Origin of the sequence: Rummeliibacillus sp. NPDC094406, from assembly GCF_044763875.1 — a bacterium.
In the GTDB taxonomy this organism is placed as follows: Bacteria; Bacillota; Bacilli; order Bacillales_A; family Planococcaceae; genus Rummeliibacillus.
In genome coordinates this window covers 294,644-315,757 of the sequence record NZ_JBIWGZ010000003.1, presented here as the reverse complement: position 1 = coordinate 315,757, position 21,114 = coordinate 294,644, and the positions used below count along the sequence as shown (strand labels likewise).

Sequence of the window (21,114 nt, the reverse complement as noted above, 5' to 3'; positions counted from 1 at the left end):
CATGGCTGAATCAAAAGAGCAACGGATGGCTAGAGAAATATACGATCAAGTCGGTGGTATGGGGAATGTATCTAAAATTATTCACTGTATGACTCGAGTTCGTATGACGATTAAAGATGAAGCAAAAGTAAATGTAGCGAGTTTAAAAAATGTTCAAGGTGTTTTAGGTATTGTGGAAGACGAAACGCTACAAGTAGTAGTTGGCCCAGGTACAGTTAATAAGGTAGCAAACGAGATGGTAGCAATGGCAGGGGTGAAGCTAGGAGAACCATTTCCAGATATGTTTAGTACTTCAAATAATATAGAAAACTTGACTGATCGCCAACGTGTCGAAGCGAAGGCAGCAGAGGTTAAGGCAGCTCATAAATCAAAACAAAAAAATACAAAATTTAAGAGAATATTAAAGTCAATCTCTAATATCTTCGTCCCATTAATTCCTGCTTTTGTAGGTGCGGGTCTATTAGGCGGTATAGCTGCTATTTTATCTAATATGCTCGTGGCAGGGCAAATTGGTGATAACTGGTCACAAATTATTACGATCTTAAATATTATCAAAAATGGCGTATTTGCATATCTAGTAATTTATGTTGGTATTAATAGTGCCAACGAATTCGGAGCAACTCCTGGATTAGGCGGGGTTGTCGGGGCAACAACCTTATTAACAGGAATGAATCCTGAAGTTCCATTAACCAATATCTTCAATGGAAGCGCTTTATCTGCTGGGCAAGGTGGTATTTTAGGGGTTATTTTCGCTGTATGGATCTTATCTATTGTTGAAAAAAATGTTCGTAAATTTGTACCAGATGCAGTGGATATTATAGTAACGCCTACAATTACATTACTGATTGTAGGATTAATCACAATCTTTATCGTCATGCCTGTTGCAGGTGTAATCTCCGCAAGTTTGGTTGGAGCAGTAAACTGGATATTAGATGTGGGCGGTGCATTCTCAGGATTTGTGCTTGGAGCCACTTTCCTTCCAATGGTCATGTTTGGATTGCATCAAATATTAACGCCACTCCATATTGAAATGATAAATAGCTCAGGTGTGACATTATTATTACCAGTATTAGCGATGGCAGGTGCAGGTCAAGTAGGTGCTGCAATCGCATTATGGGTAAGATGCCGTAAAAACAAAAAAATTACTAACTTAATCAAGGGTGCACTTCCTGTAGGGATTCTAGGAATTGGTGAACCGCTTATTTACGGGGTAACACTTCCATTAGGTCGTCCATTCATTACTGCTTGTATTGGTGGAGGAATTGGTGGTGCAGTAATAGCAGGGATAGGGGGTATTGGTTCAATTGCAATCGGTCCAAGTGGTATCTCATTAATTCCACTAATTGCGAATGGTCATATTCTTGGTTATATTTTGGGATTACTTTCAGCGTATGCGGGTGGTTTTGTTGCTACCTATTTCTTCGGCGTTCCAAAAGATGCTATCCATCAAAATGAAAATGAGGAACAATAAAATTTATCACTCTTTAACAAAAAAAGGATCTTTTCTAGAAAAATATTTGGTTGATAAAGTTGAATTCTAAGTAGAAGTCGAGCTGTTTCAATTTACAATAAGTGATAACACAAGCCACATATTTCACTTTATCCTATAAAGCAGGGAATGTATTATGAAAAATCATCTATTATTTTCCATTCAAAATAAATTAGCGTCCTTATCATCTGCTGAAAGAAAAGTAGGGGCATTTATTTTAGAGCATGCAACTCATGTAATTACTATGAGTACAGAAGAAGTAGCTACAAAAGCAGGCGTTAGTCCAGCTACAGTCATTCGATTTTGCCAATCAGTAAGCAATAAGGGTTTTACTTCGTTTAAGTTAAAATTATCAGCGGAATCAATGATTGATAAAAAATTGTACCAAGAGATTAATCCAAGTGATTCGACAAAACAAGTAAAAGATAAGCTGTCTCTTCGTATTCAACATACGATTGAACAAACAAATCAAAAGCTTTTAGATAACAGCATTCAGAAAGCAGCGCAAATGTTAAAACAATCTGATCGAATATTTATTTATGGTATGGGTGCTTCAAATGTAGTTGCAGAGGATATGGCTCAAAAGTTTATGCGAGTGGGAAAATCGGTTATCCATACTCTAGATCATCATCTAATTACTGCTTCGCTGTCAGCACAACATGAAAATTCTGTTTTAGTATTGATATCAAACTCAGGAGAGAAGCAAGAGAGTATTAAGCTAGCGAAGATTGCAAAAGAGTTAAATGTCTCAAGAATTGTCATGACACATAATGCTAATAGCACATTAGTAAAATTAAGTACTATTACACTAATTCATGATGCTAACGAAGAAAATAAGACAATTCGTAGTGCAGCTACGACATCTCTAATTGCACAACTCTATGCTTTAAATATTTTATATTACACTTACGTAGCGTTAGATTTTGACGAAAATATTGATAAACTTGCCACTTCGCACCGTGTGGTAAGGGAATATTTTTGACGAATGTAACACTTTATACATTAATTCTTTGAGAAGTGTTCAAAAAGTGAATAGAATATATTGTCGATGCAATCCTATTAAATAGGTTGTATCGGCTTTTTAAGTTATTAAAGCTTGATTCAAAAAAGCATCCTCAATTTTTTCGATATAATTCTCACAGAAAGTAATTCATGCTATAATTAATAATTGTTTTAGATAATTATCAAAGTAATTGACTTGGTTTACTAAAGAAATGAAATTTTTATAGATGGAGAGGGTTTTCATGTTACATCAATTTTCAAGAAATGAACTTGCAATAGGACAAGAAGGTTTAGATAAACTTAAAAATACTACAGTCGCTATTTTAGGTGTCGGTGGCGTTGGATCTTTTGCAGCAGAAGCTTGTGCAAGAAGTGGCGTTGGTCGAATTATTTTAGTTGATAAAGATGATGTAGATATTACCAATATTAATCGCCAACTAGTCGCTTATCTATCTACAATTGGCAAGTCTAAATCAGCTGTAATGAAAGAACGTATTGCAGATATTAACCCAGAATGCGAAGTCATTGATTTGCATATGTTCTATACAGAAGAAACCTACGAAAAATTCTTCAGCTATGAACCAGACTATGTAATCGATGCATCCGATACAGTGATATATAAAATTCACATTATGAAAGAATGTTTAAAACGTAATATTAAAATTATTTCTAGTATGGGTGCTGCCAATAAAATGGATCCAACACGTTTCCAAATTGCAGATATCTCTAAAACGCATACAGATCCACTTGCAAAAGTCATTCGCTTGAAACTGCGCAAGCAAGGCATTAAAAAAGGAATTCCAGTTATCTTCTCTGATGAAAGCCCAATCGTTATTCGTCCAGATGTTGCAGAAACAGTCGGCAAACCAGATGCTGCTATCCGAAAAGCAAAAATGCCACCATCCTCAAATGCTTTTGCGCCATCTACAGCAGGCTTAATCGCTGCAAGCTGGGTTGTACGTGAAATTTTGAAGGATATTAAGATTAACCGAGTTCAAGGTTAATGTTAATATCAATAAAAAGTCGTATTTACACGAAAATGTGTGAATACGGCTTTTTTCATTATTTAAATTAATAAATTTTAATAAAAATGAATACATTTGGAAGTTTGGAACGTATATGTATTATGTTCAGAAATTTTTGCATAAAAGGAGTAGAGTTATGGCATTAGTGATTGATCAAGTAACAAAAAGGTATCATGATTTCACAGCAGTCAATCAGCTTTCTTTTACGATTGAAAAAGGAGAAATATTTGGTCTTATCGGTCAAAACGGAGCTGGTAAAACAACAACATTCCGAATGATTCTTGATTTGCAGGAATCAACAGAAGGGGATATTTCTTGGAATGGTGAGTCCATGCATAATGTAAATAGAGATGTGCTTGGTTATTTACCTGAGGAGAGAGGGATTTTTCCTACCATGACAGTTGAAGATCAATTGTATTTCTTTGGAGTTCTTCGAGGATGGACGAAAAAAGATTTAAAAAATGAGGTTGACTATTGGATTAAGCGATTTGAATTGGAAGATAAGCGGAAATCCAAGGCAGAGACACTATCAAAAGGGAATCAGCAAAAAGTTCAATTAATTGCAAGTTTTATTCATCAACCAGAATTTCTAATATTAGATGAACCATTCAGTGGTCTTGATCCTGTCAATCGAGAATTATTAATGCAAGCAATTTTGTATTTACGAGAAAAAGGAACAACGATTTTATTTTCAAGTCATCAAATGGATAATGTAGAAGAACTATGTGATCATCTTTGTATATTAAAAAGAGGTGTCTCTCTGTTTACAGGTAGTTTGATAGATTTGAAGGAACAATACGGAAAAATAAAATTAAGCATCCGGACTGAATTAAACGAATCACAATTAAGCGAATTACCTGGTGTAAAAAGCGTTAAGATAACGAAGGATGGCTACACCTTATTATTAGAAAATGAATCTTATGGCGAACAGCTTCATGAGATACTTGGAAAAGGAAAGTATATGGAAAAATTCAGTATGGATTATTTATCACTTGATGAAATCTTCAAAGATTTGGTAGGTGGCGAGCATGTCTAAATTCTGGATATTAGCAACACAACTTTATAGGCAGAAGATTAAAACAAAATCATTTATATTTTCAATTGTTCTTTATGTAGTAATTATTAGTGTAGTGATGTTTTGGTCAGATATTAAAGCGGCATTATTCTCTGAAGAGCCACTAAAGGTTGCTTTGATTAATGACACTAAACAAGATTTTAAAGAGGTATTCCAATCAGATAGCGATATGAAGTTTTCATTTTCTACAGATAATCAGAAAAAAATAGAGCAAAAAGTAAAAGATGAAAAACTAGATGCAGTAGTTGTCCTAAAAGAAACGAATGGCAAATTTGGAGCGGAGATTGCTACATATAAACCTCTTGAATTTAATGATCAGACAAAACTATCATCCTTAATCCAATATGCTGGGAAAATCTATGCAGTTCAACAATTAAATTTATCTGCAGAACAGGCAGCTCAAATTGTTGAATCTCAAACTCCAATTAATATGAAAAATTTAAACGAGCAAACAAAAGACGGGAAGAGTGAAGATGAAAAAGCAGCGGGAATTGGCGCTTCTATTTTAGTAGGATCATTGGTTTATTCGATTGTTATTTCTTTTTTGTCTATGATTACGACTGATGTAGCTTCTGAGAAGGGCTCTCGCGTGTTAGAGGTGTTATTGGCAAGTGTAAAACCTTCAACACACTTTTTAGCGAAATTAACTGGGACCTATTTATTGGCATTAACACAGATTGGTATATTATTGGTGGTACAAATTGTATTATTTTTAACAATAGATGGTGGCTCAAAATGGAGAAGCGTAACTGATGTCGTCGATCATTTATCCATGAGCTATGTCCTTTATACACTATCCTACTTATTGTTATCTATTTTCTTATTCTTGGTGATGGGCGCATTATTCGGTTCATTAGTATCAAAAGTAGAGGAAGCAGGGCAAGCGATGATGCCAGTCATGCTAATAGGAGTGACTGGTTTCTATGTCTTAATGTCAGGTTTATATAGTCCTGATACATTATTAATCAAAGTATTCTCATTCATCCCATTTACAACTGTTATGGTAATGCCGCTTAGAATGGGTGCAACAGATTTATCATCATTCGAACCTCTAATTGCACTTATTGTATTAATCATTACTGTTGTGTTAGCATTCTTTGTTACATTGTCATTCTATAAACGAAGTGTACTAACATATACTACAGGTGGAGTCATCCAGAAAATTAAAACAGTACTTAAGGTTACTACGTAATAGGAGTTTACTGATTTCTTAGAATTAATCCAAAAAATTAACGATTTAATCAAAAAGTAAAGGCAAGTAGAAATTGTTCTACTTGTCTTTTTCCTTTGGTTTTGTTTAACAATAATCTAAGTGAAAATAGGAGACAGAGTTCCAAAAGGTTTAGTACTTATATTATCGAGAGTTGCTTATACCTAGTAACCGAAACGAACCGTTCTTTTATACAAAGTAATTACCTAATTTACCTTAAGTAATTTAAAAAAAGACTGTAGGCAAACTCACTGTTTTCGAGCTTGTCCATAGTCTTTTCTTACTAGTAATATTCTATTCTTTTCTATTATTTTTTAAACTATTTAAATGATCGTATATTCCTGCCATTCGTTTTTCCTGCCCTGCAATTACAGGATGATAGAATTCGGTTCCTACCAGTTCATCAGGTAAATACTGTTGATCAACCCAGCCACCAAATGTACCGATTGGTGTGTTATGTGGATATTGATATCCTTCTACACCAAGAACTTTAGCTCCCGAGTAATGTGCATCGCGTAAATGCATCGGAATATCTCCGGTTTTGCCCGCATGAATGGTAGCAGTGGCAGCATCGATTGCAGAAATAGCAGAGTTTGATTTTTCGGCAAGGCACATTTCAATTACTGCATGAGCCAGTGGGATGCGAGCTTCTGGCATCCCTAGTCGTTCTGCTGATTGAATGGCCGCAAGAACATGAGAACCAACTTCAGGAGCAGCTAATCCTACATCCTCAAAGCTCATCACTAATAAACGGCGACTAACTGCAACTAAGTCCCCATTTTCTAAGCAGTTTGCTAAATAGTAAATCGCAGCATTGACATCACTACCACGAACGGATTTTTGCAAAGCTGACAGTAGATTATAAAAATGACTTCCTTTTTTATCTCCATAGACACCGATACGTTCTGCTAGATTTTTGACAATAGAATCTTGTACAATCGTTTCATCATTCTCTTCATCAGATGAATAGTAGACAGATTCTAAAAGTGTCAGTGCTTTTCTTGCATCACCATGTGCAGCTTGAACGATTAATGCACGTTGGTCATCTGTCATACGGATTTTGTATCGACCAAGTCCGCGTACTTTGTCTTCTAATGCACGAAGGATGAGAGTGTTAATATCTTCATCTGTCAATCTTTTGAGTTGTTTAATCTCTCCACAGCGTGAGCGAATCGCAGGGTTTACATCATGAAATGGATTTTCAGTTGTAGCACCTATTAAGATAATAGAGCCGTTTTCAACATGGGGAAGTAAAGTATCTTGTTGTAATTTATTGAAACGATGAATTTCATCTAAAAATAAGATTACTTGTCCAGAAAGTTTTGCTTCGTTGACAACATCTTCTACGTCTTTTTTACCTGCTCGCGTTGCATTTAATGCAAAAAAAGGTAATTTTGACGAACCAGCTATAGCGAACGCAATCGATGTTTTACCGATACCGGGTTCCCCATAAAGTAACATAGATGGTACATGTTCGTTTTTTATCATTTTATATAAAGTAGTATTTTGTCCGATTATTTCTTGGTGACCGACAACTTCATCAAGATTACGTGGTCGCATTCGAAATGCGAGTGGTTCATTTGGCAAATTGGGCACCTCTTTCTTATTGATACAGAGCTTAATAACTAGAAGTTCGATAACTCGTAACAATAATACTAAATCATTCCCGAGTAGAATGAAAGGAAATATGCTATACTTTAAGCTAGACAAATAGCTAATTTTAGAGGTGTATATATGAAAATTTCAACAAAAGGGCGTTATGGCTTAACAATTATGATTGAATTGGCCAAAGAATATGGTCAGGGACCGATTCCACTTAGACAAATTGCATCAGAAAATAATTTATCAGAAGCATACTTAGAACAACTTGTTTCACCATTACGAAACTCAGGACTTGTCAAAAGTGTTCGAGGTGCTTATGGTGGCTATATGTTATCAAAACCACCACATTTAATATCTTCAGCAGACGTTATAAAAGTGCTAGAAGGACCAATTCAGCCTGTAGAAGGTATTGAAGAAGAGGCACCACCACAACGAGAGCTTTGGCTTCGCGTTCGTGATGCAGTAAAAGATGTCCTTGAAACAACAACCCTTGATGATTTAGCAAGCTACACAGAAGAACAAAATGATAAAGGTTATATGTTTTATATTTAAAAGGAGATTTTACCATGAAAGAAATATATCTTGACCATGCAGCAACTTCTCCCATGCATCCAGCTGTAATTGAGAAAATGGCAGAAGTGATGGGTGACGTATTTGGTAATCCATCAAGTATTCATAGCATTGGTCGTTATGCTCGAAAATATTTGGACGAAGCAAGATTCGTTTTAGCAAGTGCTATTGGCGCAAAAGACCACGAAATCATTTTTACAAGTGGTGGTAGTGAAGCGGATAACTTAGCAATCATAGGTACAGCACATGCTAGACGTGCAGAAGGTCGACATATTATTACAACACAAATCGAGCATCATGCAGTACTTCATACTTGTCAGCAACTAGAAAAAGAAGGTTTTGAAGTGACTTATCTTCCTGTTAATGACAAAGGGTTGATTTTACTGGATGATTTAAAAAATGCACTTCGTGATGATACTATTTTAGTAACAGTTATGTTTGGTAACAATGAAGTTGGTACTTTACAACCGATTAAAGAAATTGGTGAATTATTAAAAGACCATCAAGCAAGTTTCCATACAGATGCTGTTCAAGCGTTTGGCATACAAAAAATTAATGTAGATGAACTTCAAGTGGATTTACTTTCTGTGTCATCTCATAAATTGAATGGACCAAAAGGTTTAGGATTCCTTTATCAACGCGATAGTGCGAAAATCCAACCAATTATCTTGGGTGGTGAACAAGAACGAAAACGTCGTGCAGGTACTGAAAATGTACCAGCAGTTGTTGGTTTTGCAGAAGCTACTAAAATTGCTCAAGCAAGTTTTACAGAAAAACAACAACAATTCATTGATTTCCGCAATATGTTCTTGAAGAAATTAGATCAAGCAGAAATTTCTTATCATGTAAATGGTGATGAAGAACATTATTTGCCACATGTTTTAAATATTAGTTTTACAGGAATAGAAGTTGAATCTTTCTTAGTCAATTTAGATATCGATGGAATCGCTGCTTCTAGTGGTTCTGCTTGTACAGCTGGTACTATCGATCCTTCACATGTACTAGTTGCAATGTATGGAAAAGACGCAGATGAGCTACGCAACTCTATCCGCTTTAGCTTTGGCTATGGCTTAACATTAGAGGATATCCAAACAACTGCAGATAAAATAATTGAAATCGTAAAACGCTTAGTGAAATAAGAGAAAAAAGGTGAACAATATGAACGCAACGAAAGACCCCTCACAAACACGTGTTGTTGTCGGAATGTCTGGAGGAGTCGATTCTTCTGTAACGGCTTATTTATTGAAAAAACAAGGCTACGACGTGATCGGTATCTTCATGAAAAACTGGGATGATACAGATGAATTTGGTGTTTGTACAGCTACAGAGGATTATGAAGATGTTATCAAAGTTTGTAACCAAATCGGTATCCCGTACTATGCGGTAAACTTTGAAAAACAATATTGGGATAAAGTATTTTCTTACTTTTTAGAAGAATATAAAGCAGGTCGTACACCAAACCCCGATGTTATGTGTAATAAGGAAATCAAATTCAAAGCATTTCTAGAACATGCCTTAAAACTTGGTGCTGATTACGTTGCAACAGGTCACTATGCACGAGTCGAGGTACGTGATGGTGAAACGAGAATGTTACGTGGTGTCGATCAAAATAAAGACCAAACGTATTTCTTAAACCAACTATCACAAGAACAACTATCTAAAGTAATGTTCCCAATCGGTGAATTAGAAAAACCACGAGTTCGTGAAATTGCAGAGGAAGCTGGCCTAGCAACTGCTAAGAAAAAGGACTCCACTGGAATTTGCTTTATCGGTGAACGTAATTTTAAAGAATTCCTAAGCCAATACTTACCTGCTCAACCAGGTAATATGGAAACCTTTGATGGTAAAGTAATGGGCAAACATGATGGACTTATGTATTACACAATCGGTCAACGTCATGGCCTTGGTATTGGTGGAGACGGTGATCCTTGGTTTGTATTAGGAAAAGACTTAGAAAGAAACGTGCTATTAGTTGGACAAAACTTCAACAATGATAAACTTTTCTCTACAAGTTTAACTGCAGTGAAAACAAGTTTTACAACACATCGCGAAATGCCGAAGAAATTTAATGCAACGGCAAAATTCCGCTATCGCCAAAAGGATGTACCGGTAGAAGTTGAACTTGTCGGTGAAGATAAATGGCTAGTAACCTTTAGTGAACCAACTCGTGCAATTACACCAGGACAATCTGTTGTTTTATATAACGGAGACGAATGTCTAGGTGGAGCAACCATTGATGAAGTATTTAAAAATAGCGATAAATTAACATATGTTGGGTAACAGAGGTGAACAAAGTGGATTATAACGAAGAAGGCGTAAAAGCAATTCAAGAAAAAAGATACGAAGATGCTGCAAAAGCATTTACACAAGCTATTGAAGAAAACCCTGAAGATCCTGTAGGTTACATTAATTTTGGTAATCTACTAGCTTCGATGGATGATAGTGAACGTGCAGAACGCTTTTTCCAAAAAGCATTGACATTAGATGAAAATGCAGCAACAGCATATTACGGTTTGGCAAATCTATATTATAATTCTGAGCGCTATATTGAAGCAGCAAAGCTATACGAACGTTCAATCCGCAATGGTATTGAAGGAGCAGATGCTTATTATATGCTTGGCAAAAGCTTTGAACATGAAGATAAACCAAAATTAGGCTTACCTTACATGCAACGTGCAGCAGAACTTGCTCCAGAAGATTTACAAATTCGATTAGCTTACGGTATTATGCTTTGCACATTAGAATTATTTGAACCAGCAGAAAAAGAATTACAATATGTAATCGATACGGATTGGAACAATGCAGATGCCCATTATAATCTAGGGGTACTTTATGCAGTTTCATCTGAACGAATTGATGATGCGATGTATCATTTAAAACAAGCATTTACTTTACAACCTGAATTTGAACAAGCGCGTTATATCCATGACATGCTTACGATGAAAAATAATTAATTGAAAGAAGGGGACAGTGTTGACTGAAAATTTATCATTATTTACAGACGAACAGCTTTTTATCGTCGGTCGACCTGTCGTCACTATTTTTCATAACGCTCAAAATTTATTTTCAATTATCAAATTGAAAATTCAAGAGACGAATACAGATTACAAAGAAAAAGAGATCATCGTTACAGGTTATTTTCCAACAGTTGCTGAAGAGGCCTTATATCGCTATACAGGTCAATTAAAGCAACATCCAAAATACGGCCTACAGTTTCAAGCTGATACTTTTGAAAAAGAGATCCCAGCAACTGAAACTGGGGTCGTTCAATATTTAGCTAGTGATTTATTTCCAGGTATCGGCCATCGAACTGCCGAGACCATTGTGAAAAAGCTAGGGCCTAATGCGATTAAAGTGATTATCGAAAATCCTGATGCTTTAGATGAAATTCCACGATTAACAGAAGACAAAAAGCAAACCCTTCGCTCTGTGCTCGAACAAAACCTCGGACTTGATCGCATTATGATTCAACTAAATGAGTGGGGATTTGGTGCTCAAATTGCAGTTCGAATCTATCAAACATATGAAGGCGAAACACTCCAAGTATTACAGAAGAACCCGTACCGTTTAATTGAAGATATTGAAGGTATTGGCTTCCAACGTGCAGATGAGTTAGGGGCAAGATTACATATTACAGGTAATCACTCAGATCGTATAAAGGCATCTATCTTGCATCTTTTAAATGTTGCCGCTTTATCAGAAGGGCATGTATTTCTAGATGCAAAAGAAATTATCCCGCAAGCGAAAAAACTTTTAGAATCCAGTCAACTATGCACTATTGATTATGATGATATTTCCAGATGTATTATTGAGCTAGGTGAAGACGGCAAAGTGTGTGGAGAAGAGACAAGAATTTATATGCCTTCTCTCTACTATTCAGAAATAGGTATTGCAACTAAAATCACTGAACTCGCACAAAAAAACAAAGAACATTCTGCGTTCCCGTCATCCGAAATCCGTAAAAGAATAGGGGATGCTGAGGAACGTTTTGGTGTTTCCTATGCTGAAACGCAAATTGAAGCAATTGAAACAGCGATTAATTCAGCTGTTATGATTTTAACAGGTGGTCCTGGTACTGGTAAAACAACAGTTGTTCGAGGAATTGTTGATGTATACGCAGAATTACATGGGCTATCTCTTAATCCAAAAGAATATGCTGCTAAAGACGAAGACTTCCCAATTGTTTTAGTAGCACCAACAGGTCGTGCAGCAAAACGACTAAGTGAATCTACGGAATTACCTGCAATGACAATACATCGTTTGCTGGGCTTTACTGGTCAAGAAAAAGAAGAAGATTCAGAACGTGAAGTAGCGGGTCGTCTGATTATCGTCGATGAAATGTCAATGGTAGATACTTGGCTTGCCAATCAATTATTGAAGGCATTAAACGATGATTGCCAAGTGATATTTGTAGGAGACCAAGATCAATTGCCGCCAGTAGGTCCAGGACAGGTGCTTAAAGATTTACTCGCATCAAAAGCGATTCCAACAGTAGAGTTGAAAGATGTATATCGTCAATCTGAAGGATCTTCTATTATTGAATTGGCCCATCAGATGAAGCAAGGAGAAATACCTCAAGATCTAACTGCTAAAACTACCGACCGTTCTTTTATCCGTGCAGGGCAAGAACAAATTGCAGATGTTGTTGGTCAAGTTGTTAAAAGTGCGATTAAAAAAGGCTACTCGATTCATGATGTGCAAGTATTAGCACCAATGTACCGAGGAAATGCTGGTATTGATGCAATGAACAAAATGTTGCAGGAGCTTATTAACCCAAAAGCAAGTGCAAAAACAAAAGAGATTGCATTTGGTGACACAACATATCGTATAGGAGATAAAGTTTTACAACTTGTCAATCAGCCGAATAATAATGTCTTTAACGGAGATATGGGGGAAGTTATTTCTATTATTAAGGCGAAGGAAACAGTTGAAAAAACAGATTTACTAGTCGTTTCTTTTGACGGTATTGAAGTGACTTACCAAAAAGCTGACTTAAATCAGCTAACTCTTGCTTACTGTTGTTCAATTCACAAATCACAAGGTAGTGAGTTCCCTATGGTTATAATGCCAATTGTTCGCAGTTATTCAAAAATGCTTCGAAAGAATTTACTTTATACAGGCATTACGAGAGCAAAGAATTTTCTTATACTTTGCGGAGAACCGGATACTTTTATTTATGGATTTCAACGAACAGATGATTTACAGAGACATACAAGTCTTTCAGATCGTTTAAATAATGATCAACCGGATGCTGAAACAACAAAAGTTTGCGAAGAAAATAGTGATGAAATTTCTTCAAAATCAGAAGAAGAACAATTAATGCGAGAAACTACAGTAGAAGTTAACGATGGTGAGCCAGTAAAACTAACTGTAGAAAATGTCAATTTTATTCATCCTATGATTGGTATGAAAGGGATTAGCCCATATGACTTTATGGTGAATGAGAATTGACATAATGACTAGCATTTTTTAAAATAAGTATGAGTAAAGTCGGAGATAAATCGTTTTCGGCAAATGTACTATATCAAGAAACCCTATAATTAAATCGTTGATGGAAAAAAGTACTTTTTGGAAAGTGTACAGAAAGAGGTTCCTAGGCTGTGAGAACCTTCACTTACCATTTTGGAAAAGCTCGTCCTGAGTGCAGTCAAAAACTGCCGTTTACCGCGTTAAGGTCAATCGAGAGATAATAGTGTAAACTATTATAATTAGGGTGGTACCGCGAAATTAATCTTCGTCCCTGTTACAGTGGATGAGGGTTTTTTTTATTGTATTGGTGCTGTTAAATGATATTGTTGATTTTTTCTATGCATCTTACTTAAGCGAAAGGCGGCGACTCCTGCGGGAAAGCGGGCCAGAGAGACCCCGCAGCGAAGCGAGGAGGCTCGTCGGTTCGCCCGCGGAAAGCGTCCGCCTGTAGCGAAACGGATAAAGTATCAACAGTATTATTAAACAAAGGCATTATATTAAAGGAGGAACTATTCATGCAAACATCTGCAGAAATTCGTCGTAAATTCATTGAATTCTTCGAAGAAAAAAATCATAAACAAGAACCAAGTATGCCACTTGTTCCAATTAATGATGCGTCATTACTTTGGATTAACTCTGGTGTGGCAACTTTAAAAAAATACTTTGATGGTTCAGTTATTCCTGAAAATCCACGTATTACAAATGCTCAAAAAGCAATTCGCACAAATGATATTGAAAACGTAGGGAAAACGGCACGCCACCATACATTCTTTGAAATGCTTGGGAACTTCTCTATCGGAGATTACTTCAAAAAAGAAGCAATCCACTATGCTTGGGAATTTTTAACTGATTCTAAATGGATGGGCTTTGATGGAAAGAAATTATCTATTACAATCCATCCTGAAGACCAAGAAGCATACGATATTTGGAAGAACGAAATTGGTATTCCTGAAGAACGCTTAATCCGTCTTGAAGGTAACTTCTGGGATATCGGTGAAGGTCCAAGTGGTCCAAACTCTGAAATTTTCTATGACCGTGGCGAAAAATACGGCAATGATCCAAAAGATCCTGAACTATATCCGGGTGGAGAAAACGAACGCTATCTTGAAATTTGGAACCTTGTGTTCTCTCAATTTAACCATAATCCAGATGGTACCTATACTCCACTGCCAAAACAGAACATTGATACAGGTATGGGGCTAGAACGTATGGCTTCAGTAGTACAGGATGTACCTACTAACTTTGATACAGATTTATTCATGCCGATCATCGGAAAAATCGAAGAGTTTGCTAATCGTACTTACAAACGCCCTGGCGAAATTGAATTAAGTGAAATCTTCGGTAGTGATGAAGATATTAACACTCCGTTTAAAGTAATCGCAGACCATATTCGAACAGTAGCTTTTGCTATCGGTGATGGTGCGCTTCCTTCAAATGAAGGTCGTGGTTATGTATTACGTCGTTTATTGCGTCGTGCAGTACGCTATGCAAAACAAATTGGTATCGAAAAACCATTTATGTTCGAACTAGTACCAACAGTTGGCGACATTATGGTAGACTTCTACCCAGAAGTGAAAGAAAAAGCAGAATTTATCGCACGTGTAATTAAAAACGAAGAAGTACGTTTCCATGAAACACTTCATGATGGATTAGCTATTTTTAACGAAGTGGTAGAAGCACAGAAAGCAAAAGGTGAAACAGAGATTCCAGGAAGAGATGCCTTCCGTTTATACGATACTTATGGCTTCCCAGTCGAGCTTACTGAAGAATATGCTGAAGAAGTTGGTATGACAGTAGACGAAGAAGGATTCAATGCTGAAATGGAAGCACAACGTGAACGTGCTCGTAATGCACGTCAAGATGTTGATTCTATGCATGTACAATCAGAAGTATTAGCTAACTTAACTCAGCAAAGCACATTCGTCGGCTATGAATCGTTAGAAGCCCATACAACAGTTGCTGCAATGGTTGTAAGTGGTCAAGAGGCAAAAACAGCTTCAGAAGGTGAAGAAGTATTAGTTATTTTAGCCGAAACGCCATTCTATGCTGAAATGGGTGGACAAGTTGCTGATCACGGTACCATTTCAAATGATTCATTTACAGCATTTGTGAAAGATGTTAAAAAAGCACCAAATGGTCAAGCTTTGCATACAGTCACTATCGAATCTGGTGAAATGAATGTTGAAGACGAGGTATTGGCAAAAGTGGATCGCGCTGAACGTAATTTAACAGTCAAAAACCATACAGCAACTCACCTTTTACAACGTGCATTAAAAGATACACTAGGTGATCATGTTAACCAAGCTGGTTCTTATGTAGGTCCGGATCGTTTGCGTTTTGACTTCTCGCACTTCGGAGCTGTAACAAAAGAAGAGCTAGAAACAATTGAACGTAGTGTCAATGAAAAAGTATGGGAAGACATTCCTGTAGTAATCGAAGAAATGTCAATATCAGATGCAAAAGCAATGGGTGCTATGGCCTTATTCGGTGAAAAATATGGTGATGAAGTACGAGTTGTTCAAGTATCTGATTACTCAATTGAACTTTGCGGTGGTATTCACGTTAAAAGTTCTTCTGAAATAGGTTTCTTTAAAATTGTTTCTGAAGGTGGTATTGGTGCTGGTACTCGTCGTATCGAAGCCGTTACGGGTCAAGCAGCATACCTTGCAGCAAAAGAAGAACAACATATTCTTGAACAAACAGCTAGTCTACTTAAATCAAATCCGAAAGATTTAGTTGCTCGTGTTGAAGGTTTACAACATGATTTAAGAGAACAACAACGTGAAAATACTTCTCTTTCTGCTAAAATAGCTGGTGCTCAAGCATCTAATATTCTTTCAGCAGCACAACAAATTGGTGAAGTGACTGTTCTTGCTACAAAAGTAGAGGCAAAAGATAACAACCAATTACGCCAATTAATGGACGATTTGAAAGGGAAAATGGATAATAGTATTATCGTTCTTGGTGCAACTGCGGGTGATAAAGTAATGCTTTGTGCAGGTGTGACAAAAGATATTGTTGGTGGGAACTATCATGCAGGTAATATCGTTAAACATGTAGCTGAACTTTGCGACGGTAAAGGTGGCGGTCGACCTGATATGGCTATGGCCGGAGCAAAAGATGGCTCTAAATTGGTAGAAGCTTTGGATTCTGTGTATAATTATGTAAAATCTATTTAAAAGGTAGTAAGAATCAGGTATACTATCAAAGAACAGATTTATAATTTCAACAACTTTAAAGTGAGGTGCTGAGCATGAGTAAGTTTGATCAAACGATGAAATTTAATTTCCCGGAAGAATCTATGGAACAAGAAGTAAGAGAAACCATGCTTCATGTTCATGCAGCACTAGAAGAAAAAGGGTATAATCCAATTAACCAAATCGTTGGTTACCTATTATCAGGGGATCCTGCTTATATCCCGCGTCATCAGGAGGCTCGTAACAAAATTCGTAAGCTTGAACGTGACGAAATTTTAGAGGAACTTGTAAAGTTCTATATCAAGAAGAATAACGAGGCAAAATGATGAGAATAATGGGTTTAGATGTTGGCTCCAAAACAGTTGGAGTAGCAGTTAGTGACGCACTTGGTTGGACTGCCCAAGGTATTGAAACTGTGAAAATCGATGAAGAGAACGAAGAATTTGGTATTGAACGAATTCGAGAACTCGTCCAACAATATGGAGTGACGGAATTCGTTGTCGGATTCCCGAAAAACATGAATAATACAATTGGTCCTAGAGGTGAAGCTTCAAAGGCATATGCAAAGCTGTTAGAAGACACATTTGTTATGCCTGTCACACTCTGGGATGAACGATTAACAACGATGGCTGCGGAACGTCTGCTAATAGAAGCAGATGTTCGACGCAAAAATCGAAAAAAAGTCATTGATAAAATGGCTGCGGTCATGATCCTTCAAGGTTTTTTGGACCGAAAACAATTATGAGGTGAAAAAATGGAAGAAGAATTTGAACAACGTCACATCACAATCGTTGATGATGAAGGAAACGAACAGCTTTGTGAAGTGCTTCATACATTTGACTCTGAAGAGTTCGGAAAATCATATGTACTTTATTCTGTAATTGGTTCTGAAGACGAAGATGGAGTAGTAGAAATCTTTGCTTCAGCATTCGTCCCTTCAGAAGACGGCACAGATGGTGAATTGTCACCAATCGAAACGGAAGAAGAATGGGATTTTATCGAATCAGTCATTGAAGAACTTGATGAAGATATCGAAGCAGAATAAGTAACATAAATAATTTGAAGAGGTGACCTAATAATGGCACATGAACACGAACACGATCACGAACATATTATTGCAGTAGACGAAAATGGAAACGAACAAGTATACGCAGTACTTTATACTTTCGATTCTGAAGACTTCGGAAAATCATATGTTCTATATTATAAAGAAGGCGCAGAAGCAGGAGAAGAAGTAGAAATTTTCGCATCTGCTGTTGTCCCAGCTGAAGATGGTGAAGGCGGAGAACTTGTTCCAATCGAAACAGATGAAGAATGGGATATGGTTGAAGAAGTATTAAACACTCTTGATGCTGAATTCGGCGAAGAGTAATTGATACAAGTCGCCAAAGCGGAATGAGTTCTTAGCATTCCGCTTTTTTTATTTGATAGCGGAGTATGCTTTAAAAGCTAGAGTCCGTAGTTGGATAAAAAAAATTAAGCGAAGTATACTCTTCTAAAAGGAGGACATGTAGTGGGTACGAACTCGACTAAACAAGATAAAATAAATAAATTAAAAGAACGACAGGCAGAAAAGAGAATCGTTCGAAAAATAACATTAACAATATCGGGGATTATAGTAGCTCTTGCACTTATTCTGGGGATAAGTATGTATTTTTACGTTTCTAGTGCTTTAAAGCCGGTAAATGAAAGTGCTACTAAATCGATAAAAGTAGAATTGCCTATCGGTTCTTCAATTGATACGATTGCTCAAACATTAGAAAATAGTGGCATTATCAAAAATGCAAAGGTTTTTAAATATTACACTAAATTCAAAAACGAGTCAGAGTTTCAAGCGGGTACATATAAATTGACCCAAGCTATGACGATTGATGAAATTATCCAAAGTTTGAAAACTGGTAAAGTATATCGCCAACCAGTTTTTACAATTACAATACCTGAAGGATTAACAATTGACCAAATTGCTGATCGTGTAGCAAAAAGTACGAATTACTCAAAAAAAGAATTTATGGATTTAGTGACAAGTAAAGCATTTATAAATGATATGAAAAAGAAATATCCCAATACAGTTACAAAAGCTGTAGATAATAAGAAGATCCGCTATGCACTTGAAGGATATTTATACCCTTCAACTTATCCATTCTTTGAACAAAATCCAAAGCTTGAAGAAATAGCTGAACAAATGGTGGCTCAAACAGACGAAGTCGTTACTTCATACTCAGCACAATTGAAACAAAAACACATGTCTGTGCATAAATTCTTAACTTTTGCCTCTTTACTAGAACGTGAGGCAACAGCAAAAACCGACCGTGAAACTATTGCGAGTGTATTCTTTAACCGACTTGACAAGAAAATGCCATTACAAACTGACCCAACTGTTTTATATGCACTTGGTGAACATAAATCTCGTGTTTTATATAAAGATTTAGAAGTGAATAATCCATACAACACTTATAAAAATACCGGATTACCACCTGGTCCGATTTCCAATGCCGGCAAAGAATCATTAGAAGCAACCATTAATCCTGCTGAAACGGATTATTTATACTTTGTAGCGGACAAAAAAGGAATCAACCATTTCTCAAAAACATATGATGAACACTTAAATAAAGTGGAAAAAAGTATTAAGTAACTGTGATAGAAGAAGGGCGACTCTCGCTTTTCTTCTATTTTCATGATAAGATAAAGTGTATTTTTATAAAAAAGCGGTGGTGGCTCCATTCAAGGACGATAGCCTATGTGAGCAATGTCGTGTCGTAACGGCTATCTGAACCGTATTCTGTGGTCCTCCGAAGCTCATTGGAAAGTCCGAATCGAAAGTGTATTTTTAAGCTTTCGACCGAAGAACTGAAATGCCAGGAGGGTATAGTCACCGAAGCTGGAAGAAATTTAGGAGTGAGCGATGTATGGCTATTTCGGATGCATATACAAAATCCTTCATTCAACCACGATCTGTATTGCTAATGGAGATGGAACAATTTGCAGAAGAAAATTATGTTCCTATTATGCAATTACCAGCGATTGAAATCTTACTTCAAATGCTTCGTATACAAAATCCCGCCACAATCTTAGAAATCGGTAGCGCAATTGGTTATTCAGCAATTCGAATGGCAGAAACATTGCCACAATCTAAAATTGTAACAATCGAACGTGATGAAACACGGATTGAACAAGCAAAGCAATTTCTTTCTAGATCCACAGTGAAAGATAATATTGTGTTACTTGAAGGAGACGCGTTAGAAGTGGATGTCAGAAGTATCTATCCATCTTTTGATGCTGTTTTTATTGATGCGGCGAAGGGACAGTATAAAAAGTTTTTTGAAAAATATAGCCCACTAGTTAAAAAAGGCGGTATTTTATACATCGATAATATGTATATGCACGGTCTTTCCAACTTAGATATGAAAGATGTACCGAGAAGAAAAAGAACAATGATTAGAAACTTACACCAATTTGCGGAATGGATTATTGCGAATCCAGAATATCAATCTACATTCTTCCCTGTTGGTGATGGTTTATTGATTTGTATTAAGAGGTGACCACTTATGAAGAAACCTGAATTACTCGTGACACCACAATCTGTTGAACACATTAAAGCACTTATCCAAGCGGGAGCAGATGCTTTTTTAATAGGTGAACAACAATTTGGTTTACGTTTAGCAGGAGAATTCACTATTGAACAAGTTAAAGAAGCTACAAAATTGATACATGATGCAGGTAAAAAAGTATATGTAGCCATGAATGCGATTTACCATAACGACCGTGTAGACGGCCTTGCACCATATATGCAAAAATTAGCGGAAATTGGTGTCGATGCAATCGTCTTTGGCGACCCCGCTGTTATTATTGCGAAACGTGAAGCTGGCATTGAAATTCCATTACATTGGAATCCAGAAACAATTGCAACAAACTGGTTCCAAGCAAATTATTGGGGAAAACGTGGAGCAACTCGCGCTATACTTGCACGTGAACTTGGTATAGATGAAATCGTAGAGATTAAAGAGAATGCTGAAGTTGAAATCGAAGTACAAGTACATGGTATGACTTGTATGTTCCAATCAAAACGTCCACTACTCGGCCATTATTTCCTGTATGAAGGAAAAGCGATGGAAGTTGAAAACCGTAAAGAAGCGCGTAATATGTTCTTGCATGACAAAGAACGTAATAGCAAATACCCAATCTATGAAGATTTAAATGGTACACATATCTATAGTCCAAATGATATGTGCATTATCGATGAATTAGATGAACTATTTGAAGCAGACATTGACACATTTAAAATCGAAGGTGTATTGCAAACTGAAGATTATGCTGTAACAGTTACAGAATGTTATCGTAAAGCAATTGATGCATATGCTGATTCACAAGATACTTATTTTGATATTAAAGAAGAATTATTAGCGAAAATTGAAGAGATTCAACCAGAGCTTCGACCACTTGATACTGGCTTCTTCTTTAAAGAAACCGTTTATTAG

At 36.5% G+C, this 21,114-nt stretch carries 19 protein-coding genes and 1 other annotated feature; of the genes, 18 read left to right on the top strand and 1 reads right to left on the bottom strand.

All coding sequences use genetic code 11. The features are described from left to right. Nucleotide 1: 1 nt before the first annotated feature. The 5 genes from ACIQ4I_RS09955 to ACIQ4I_RS09935 all read left to right on the top strand — a co-directional run bounded on the left by ACIQ4I_RS09955 (nucleotide 2) and on the right by ACIQ4I_RS09935 (nucleotide 5,783). On the top strand, nucleotides 2-1,471 hold the full coding sequence (locus ACIQ4I_RS09955; protein WP_403095813.1) for a PTS transporter subunit EIIC: 1,470 nt from the start codon (nucleotides 2-4) through the stop codon (nucleotides 1,469-1,471). A gap of 154 nt (nucleotides 1,472-1,625) precedes the next feature. Further along, nucleotides 1,626-2,471 carry a MurR/RpiR family transcriptional regulator gene (locus ACIQ4I_RS09950; RefSeq protein ID WP_403095811.1) on the top strand — a complete coding sequence of 282 codons (846 nt, stop codon included), beginning with the start codon at nucleotides 1,626-1,628 and terminating at the stop codon, nucleotides 2,469-2,471. A gap of 262 nt (nucleotides 2,472-2,733) precedes the next feature. Further along, the gene (locus ACIQ4I_RS09945; protein WP_403095808.1) at nucleotides 2,734-3,495 is read left to right on the top strand and encodes a tRNA threonylcarbamoyladenosine dehydratase; all 762 of its coding nucleotides are present in this window, start codon (nucleotides 2,734-2,736) and stop codon (nucleotides 3,493-3,495) included. Nucleotides 3,496-3,652: 157 nt separating this feature from the next. Beyond that, nucleotides 3,653-4,552 carry an ABC transporter ATP-binding protein gene (locus tag ACIQ4I_RS09940; protein WP_403095802.1) on the top strand — a complete coding sequence of 300 codons (900 nt, stop codon included), beginning with the start codon at nucleotides 3,653-3,655 and terminating at the stop codon, nucleotides 4,550-4,552. Beyond that, on the top strand, nucleotides 4,545-5,783 hold the full coding sequence (locus tag ACIQ4I_RS09935; protein WP_403095793.1) for an ABC transporter permease: 1,239 nt from the start codon (nucleotides 4,545-4,547) through the stop codon (nucleotides 5,781-5,783). Before ACIQ4I_RS09940 ends, ACIQ4I_RS09935 begins: the two co-directional genes overlap by 8 nt. Before the next feature lie 312 nt (nucleotides 5,784-6,095). Here the strand turns inward: ACIQ4I_RS09935 and ACIQ4I_RS09930 are convergent, their stop codons facing one another. Next, on the bottom strand, nucleotides 6,096-7,388 hold the full coding sequence (locus ACIQ4I_RS09930) for a replication-associated recombination protein A (protein WP_403095789.1): 1,293 nt from the start codon (nucleotides 7,386-7,388) through the stop codon (nucleotides 6,096-6,098). A 147-nt stretch (nucleotides 7,389-7,535) separates the two neighbouring features. On the opposite strand from ACIQ4I_RS09930, the gene cymR reads away from it, so the two are divergent. The 13 genes from cymR (at nucleotide 7,536) to ACIQ4I_RS09865 (ending at nucleotide 21,114) form a co-directional block, all read left to right on the top strand. Continuing rightward, complete coding sequence (gene cymR / locus ACIQ4I_RS09925) at nucleotides 7,536-7,955, top strand: cysteine metabolism transcriptional regulator CymR (protein WP_403095787.1); 420 nt, start codon at nucleotides 7,536-7,538, stop codon at nucleotides 7,953-7,955. Nucleotides 7,956-7,969: 14 nt separating this feature from the next. Then, nucleotides 7,970-9,112: a cysteine desulfurase family protein gene (locus ACIQ4I_RS09920; protein WP_403095785.1), complete on the top strand. Its 1,143-nt coding sequence runs from the start codon at nucleotides 7,970-7,972 to the stop codon at nucleotides 9,110-9,112. A gap of 19 nt (nucleotides 9,113-9,131) precedes the next feature. Continuing rightward, the gene (mnmA, locus tag ACIQ4I_RS09915; protein ID WP_403095783.1) at nucleotides 9,132-10,253 is read left to right on the top strand and encodes a tRNA 2-thiouridine(34) synthase MnmA; all 1,122 of its coding nucleotides are present in this window, start codon (nucleotides 9,132-9,134) and stop codon (nucleotides 10,251-10,253) included. A gap of 14 nt (nucleotides 10,254-10,267) precedes the next feature. Further along, complete coding sequence (locus tag ACIQ4I_RS09910) at nucleotides 10,268-10,927, top strand: tetratricopeptide repeat protein (RefSeq protein WP_403095781.1); 660 nt, start codon at nucleotides 10,268-10,270, stop codon at nucleotides 10,925-10,927. Between the two features lie 19 nt (nucleotides 10,928-10,946). Beyond that, entirely contained in the window at nucleotides 10,947-13,424 is a 2,478-nt protein-coding gene (recD2, locus tag ACIQ4I_RS09905; RefSeq protein ID WP_403095780.1) for an SF1B family DNA helicase RecD2, read from the top strand. 88 nt (nucleotides 13,425-13,512) lie between these two features. Further along, nucleotides 13,513-13,718: a binding site (T-box leader), on the top strand. Between the two features lie 239 nt (nucleotides 13,719-13,957). Beyond that, nucleotides 13,958-16,621, top strand: a complete 2,664-nt coding sequence (gene alaS, locus ACIQ4I_RS09900; protein WP_403095779.1) for an alanine--tRNA ligase — start codon at nucleotides 13,958-13,960, stop codon at nucleotides 16,619-16,621. Nucleotides 16,622-16,695: 74 nt separating this feature from the next. Beyond that, the gene (locus ACIQ4I_RS09895; protein ID WP_102691244.1) at nucleotides 16,696-16,965 is read left to right on the top strand and encodes an IreB family regulatory phosphoprotein; all 270 of its coding nucleotides are present in this window, start codon (nucleotides 16,696-16,698) and stop codon (nucleotides 16,963-16,965) included. Then, nucleotides 16,965-17,384: a Holliday junction resolvase RuvX gene (gene ruvX / locus ACIQ4I_RS09890; protein WP_403095777.1), complete on the top strand. Its 420-nt coding sequence runs from the start codon at nucleotides 16,965-16,967 to the stop codon at nucleotides 17,382-17,384. The genes ACIQ4I_RS09895 and ruvX overlap by 1 nt, the downstream gene beginning before the upstream one ends. Nucleotides 17,385-17,393: 9 nt before the next feature. Further along, nucleotides 17,394-17,684 (top strand): DUF1292 domain-containing protein, encoded by a 291-nt coding sequence (locus tag ACIQ4I_RS09885; protein ID WP_403095775.1) that lies wholly within the window; start codon nucleotides 17,394-17,396, stop codon nucleotides 17,682-17,684. Nucleotides 17,685-17,717: 33 nt separating this feature from the next. Next, entirely contained in the window at nucleotides 17,718-18,011 is a 294-nt protein-coding gene (locus ACIQ4I_RS09880) for a DUF1292 domain-containing protein (protein ID WP_403095773.1), read from the top strand. Nucleotides 18,012-18,152: 141 nt separating this feature from the next. Continuing rightward, nucleotides 18,153-19,271 (top strand): endolytic transglycosylase MltG, encoded by a 1,119-nt coding sequence (gene mltG, locus ACIQ4I_RS09875; RefSeq protein ID WP_403095771.1) that lies wholly within the window; start codon nucleotides 18,153-18,155, stop codon nucleotides 19,269-19,271. A 274-nt stretch (nucleotides 19,272-19,545) separates the two neighbouring features. Then, nucleotides 19,546-20,178: an O-methyltransferase gene (locus ACIQ4I_RS09870; protein WP_403095769.1), complete on the top strand. Its 633-nt coding sequence runs from the start codon at nucleotides 19,546-19,548 to the stop codon at nucleotides 20,176-20,178. 6 nt (nucleotides 20,179-20,184) lie between these two features. Continuing rightward, entirely contained in the window at nucleotides 20,185-21,114 is a 930-nt protein-coding gene (locus ACIQ4I_RS09865; RefSeq protein WP_403095767.1) for a peptidase U32 family protein, read from the top strand.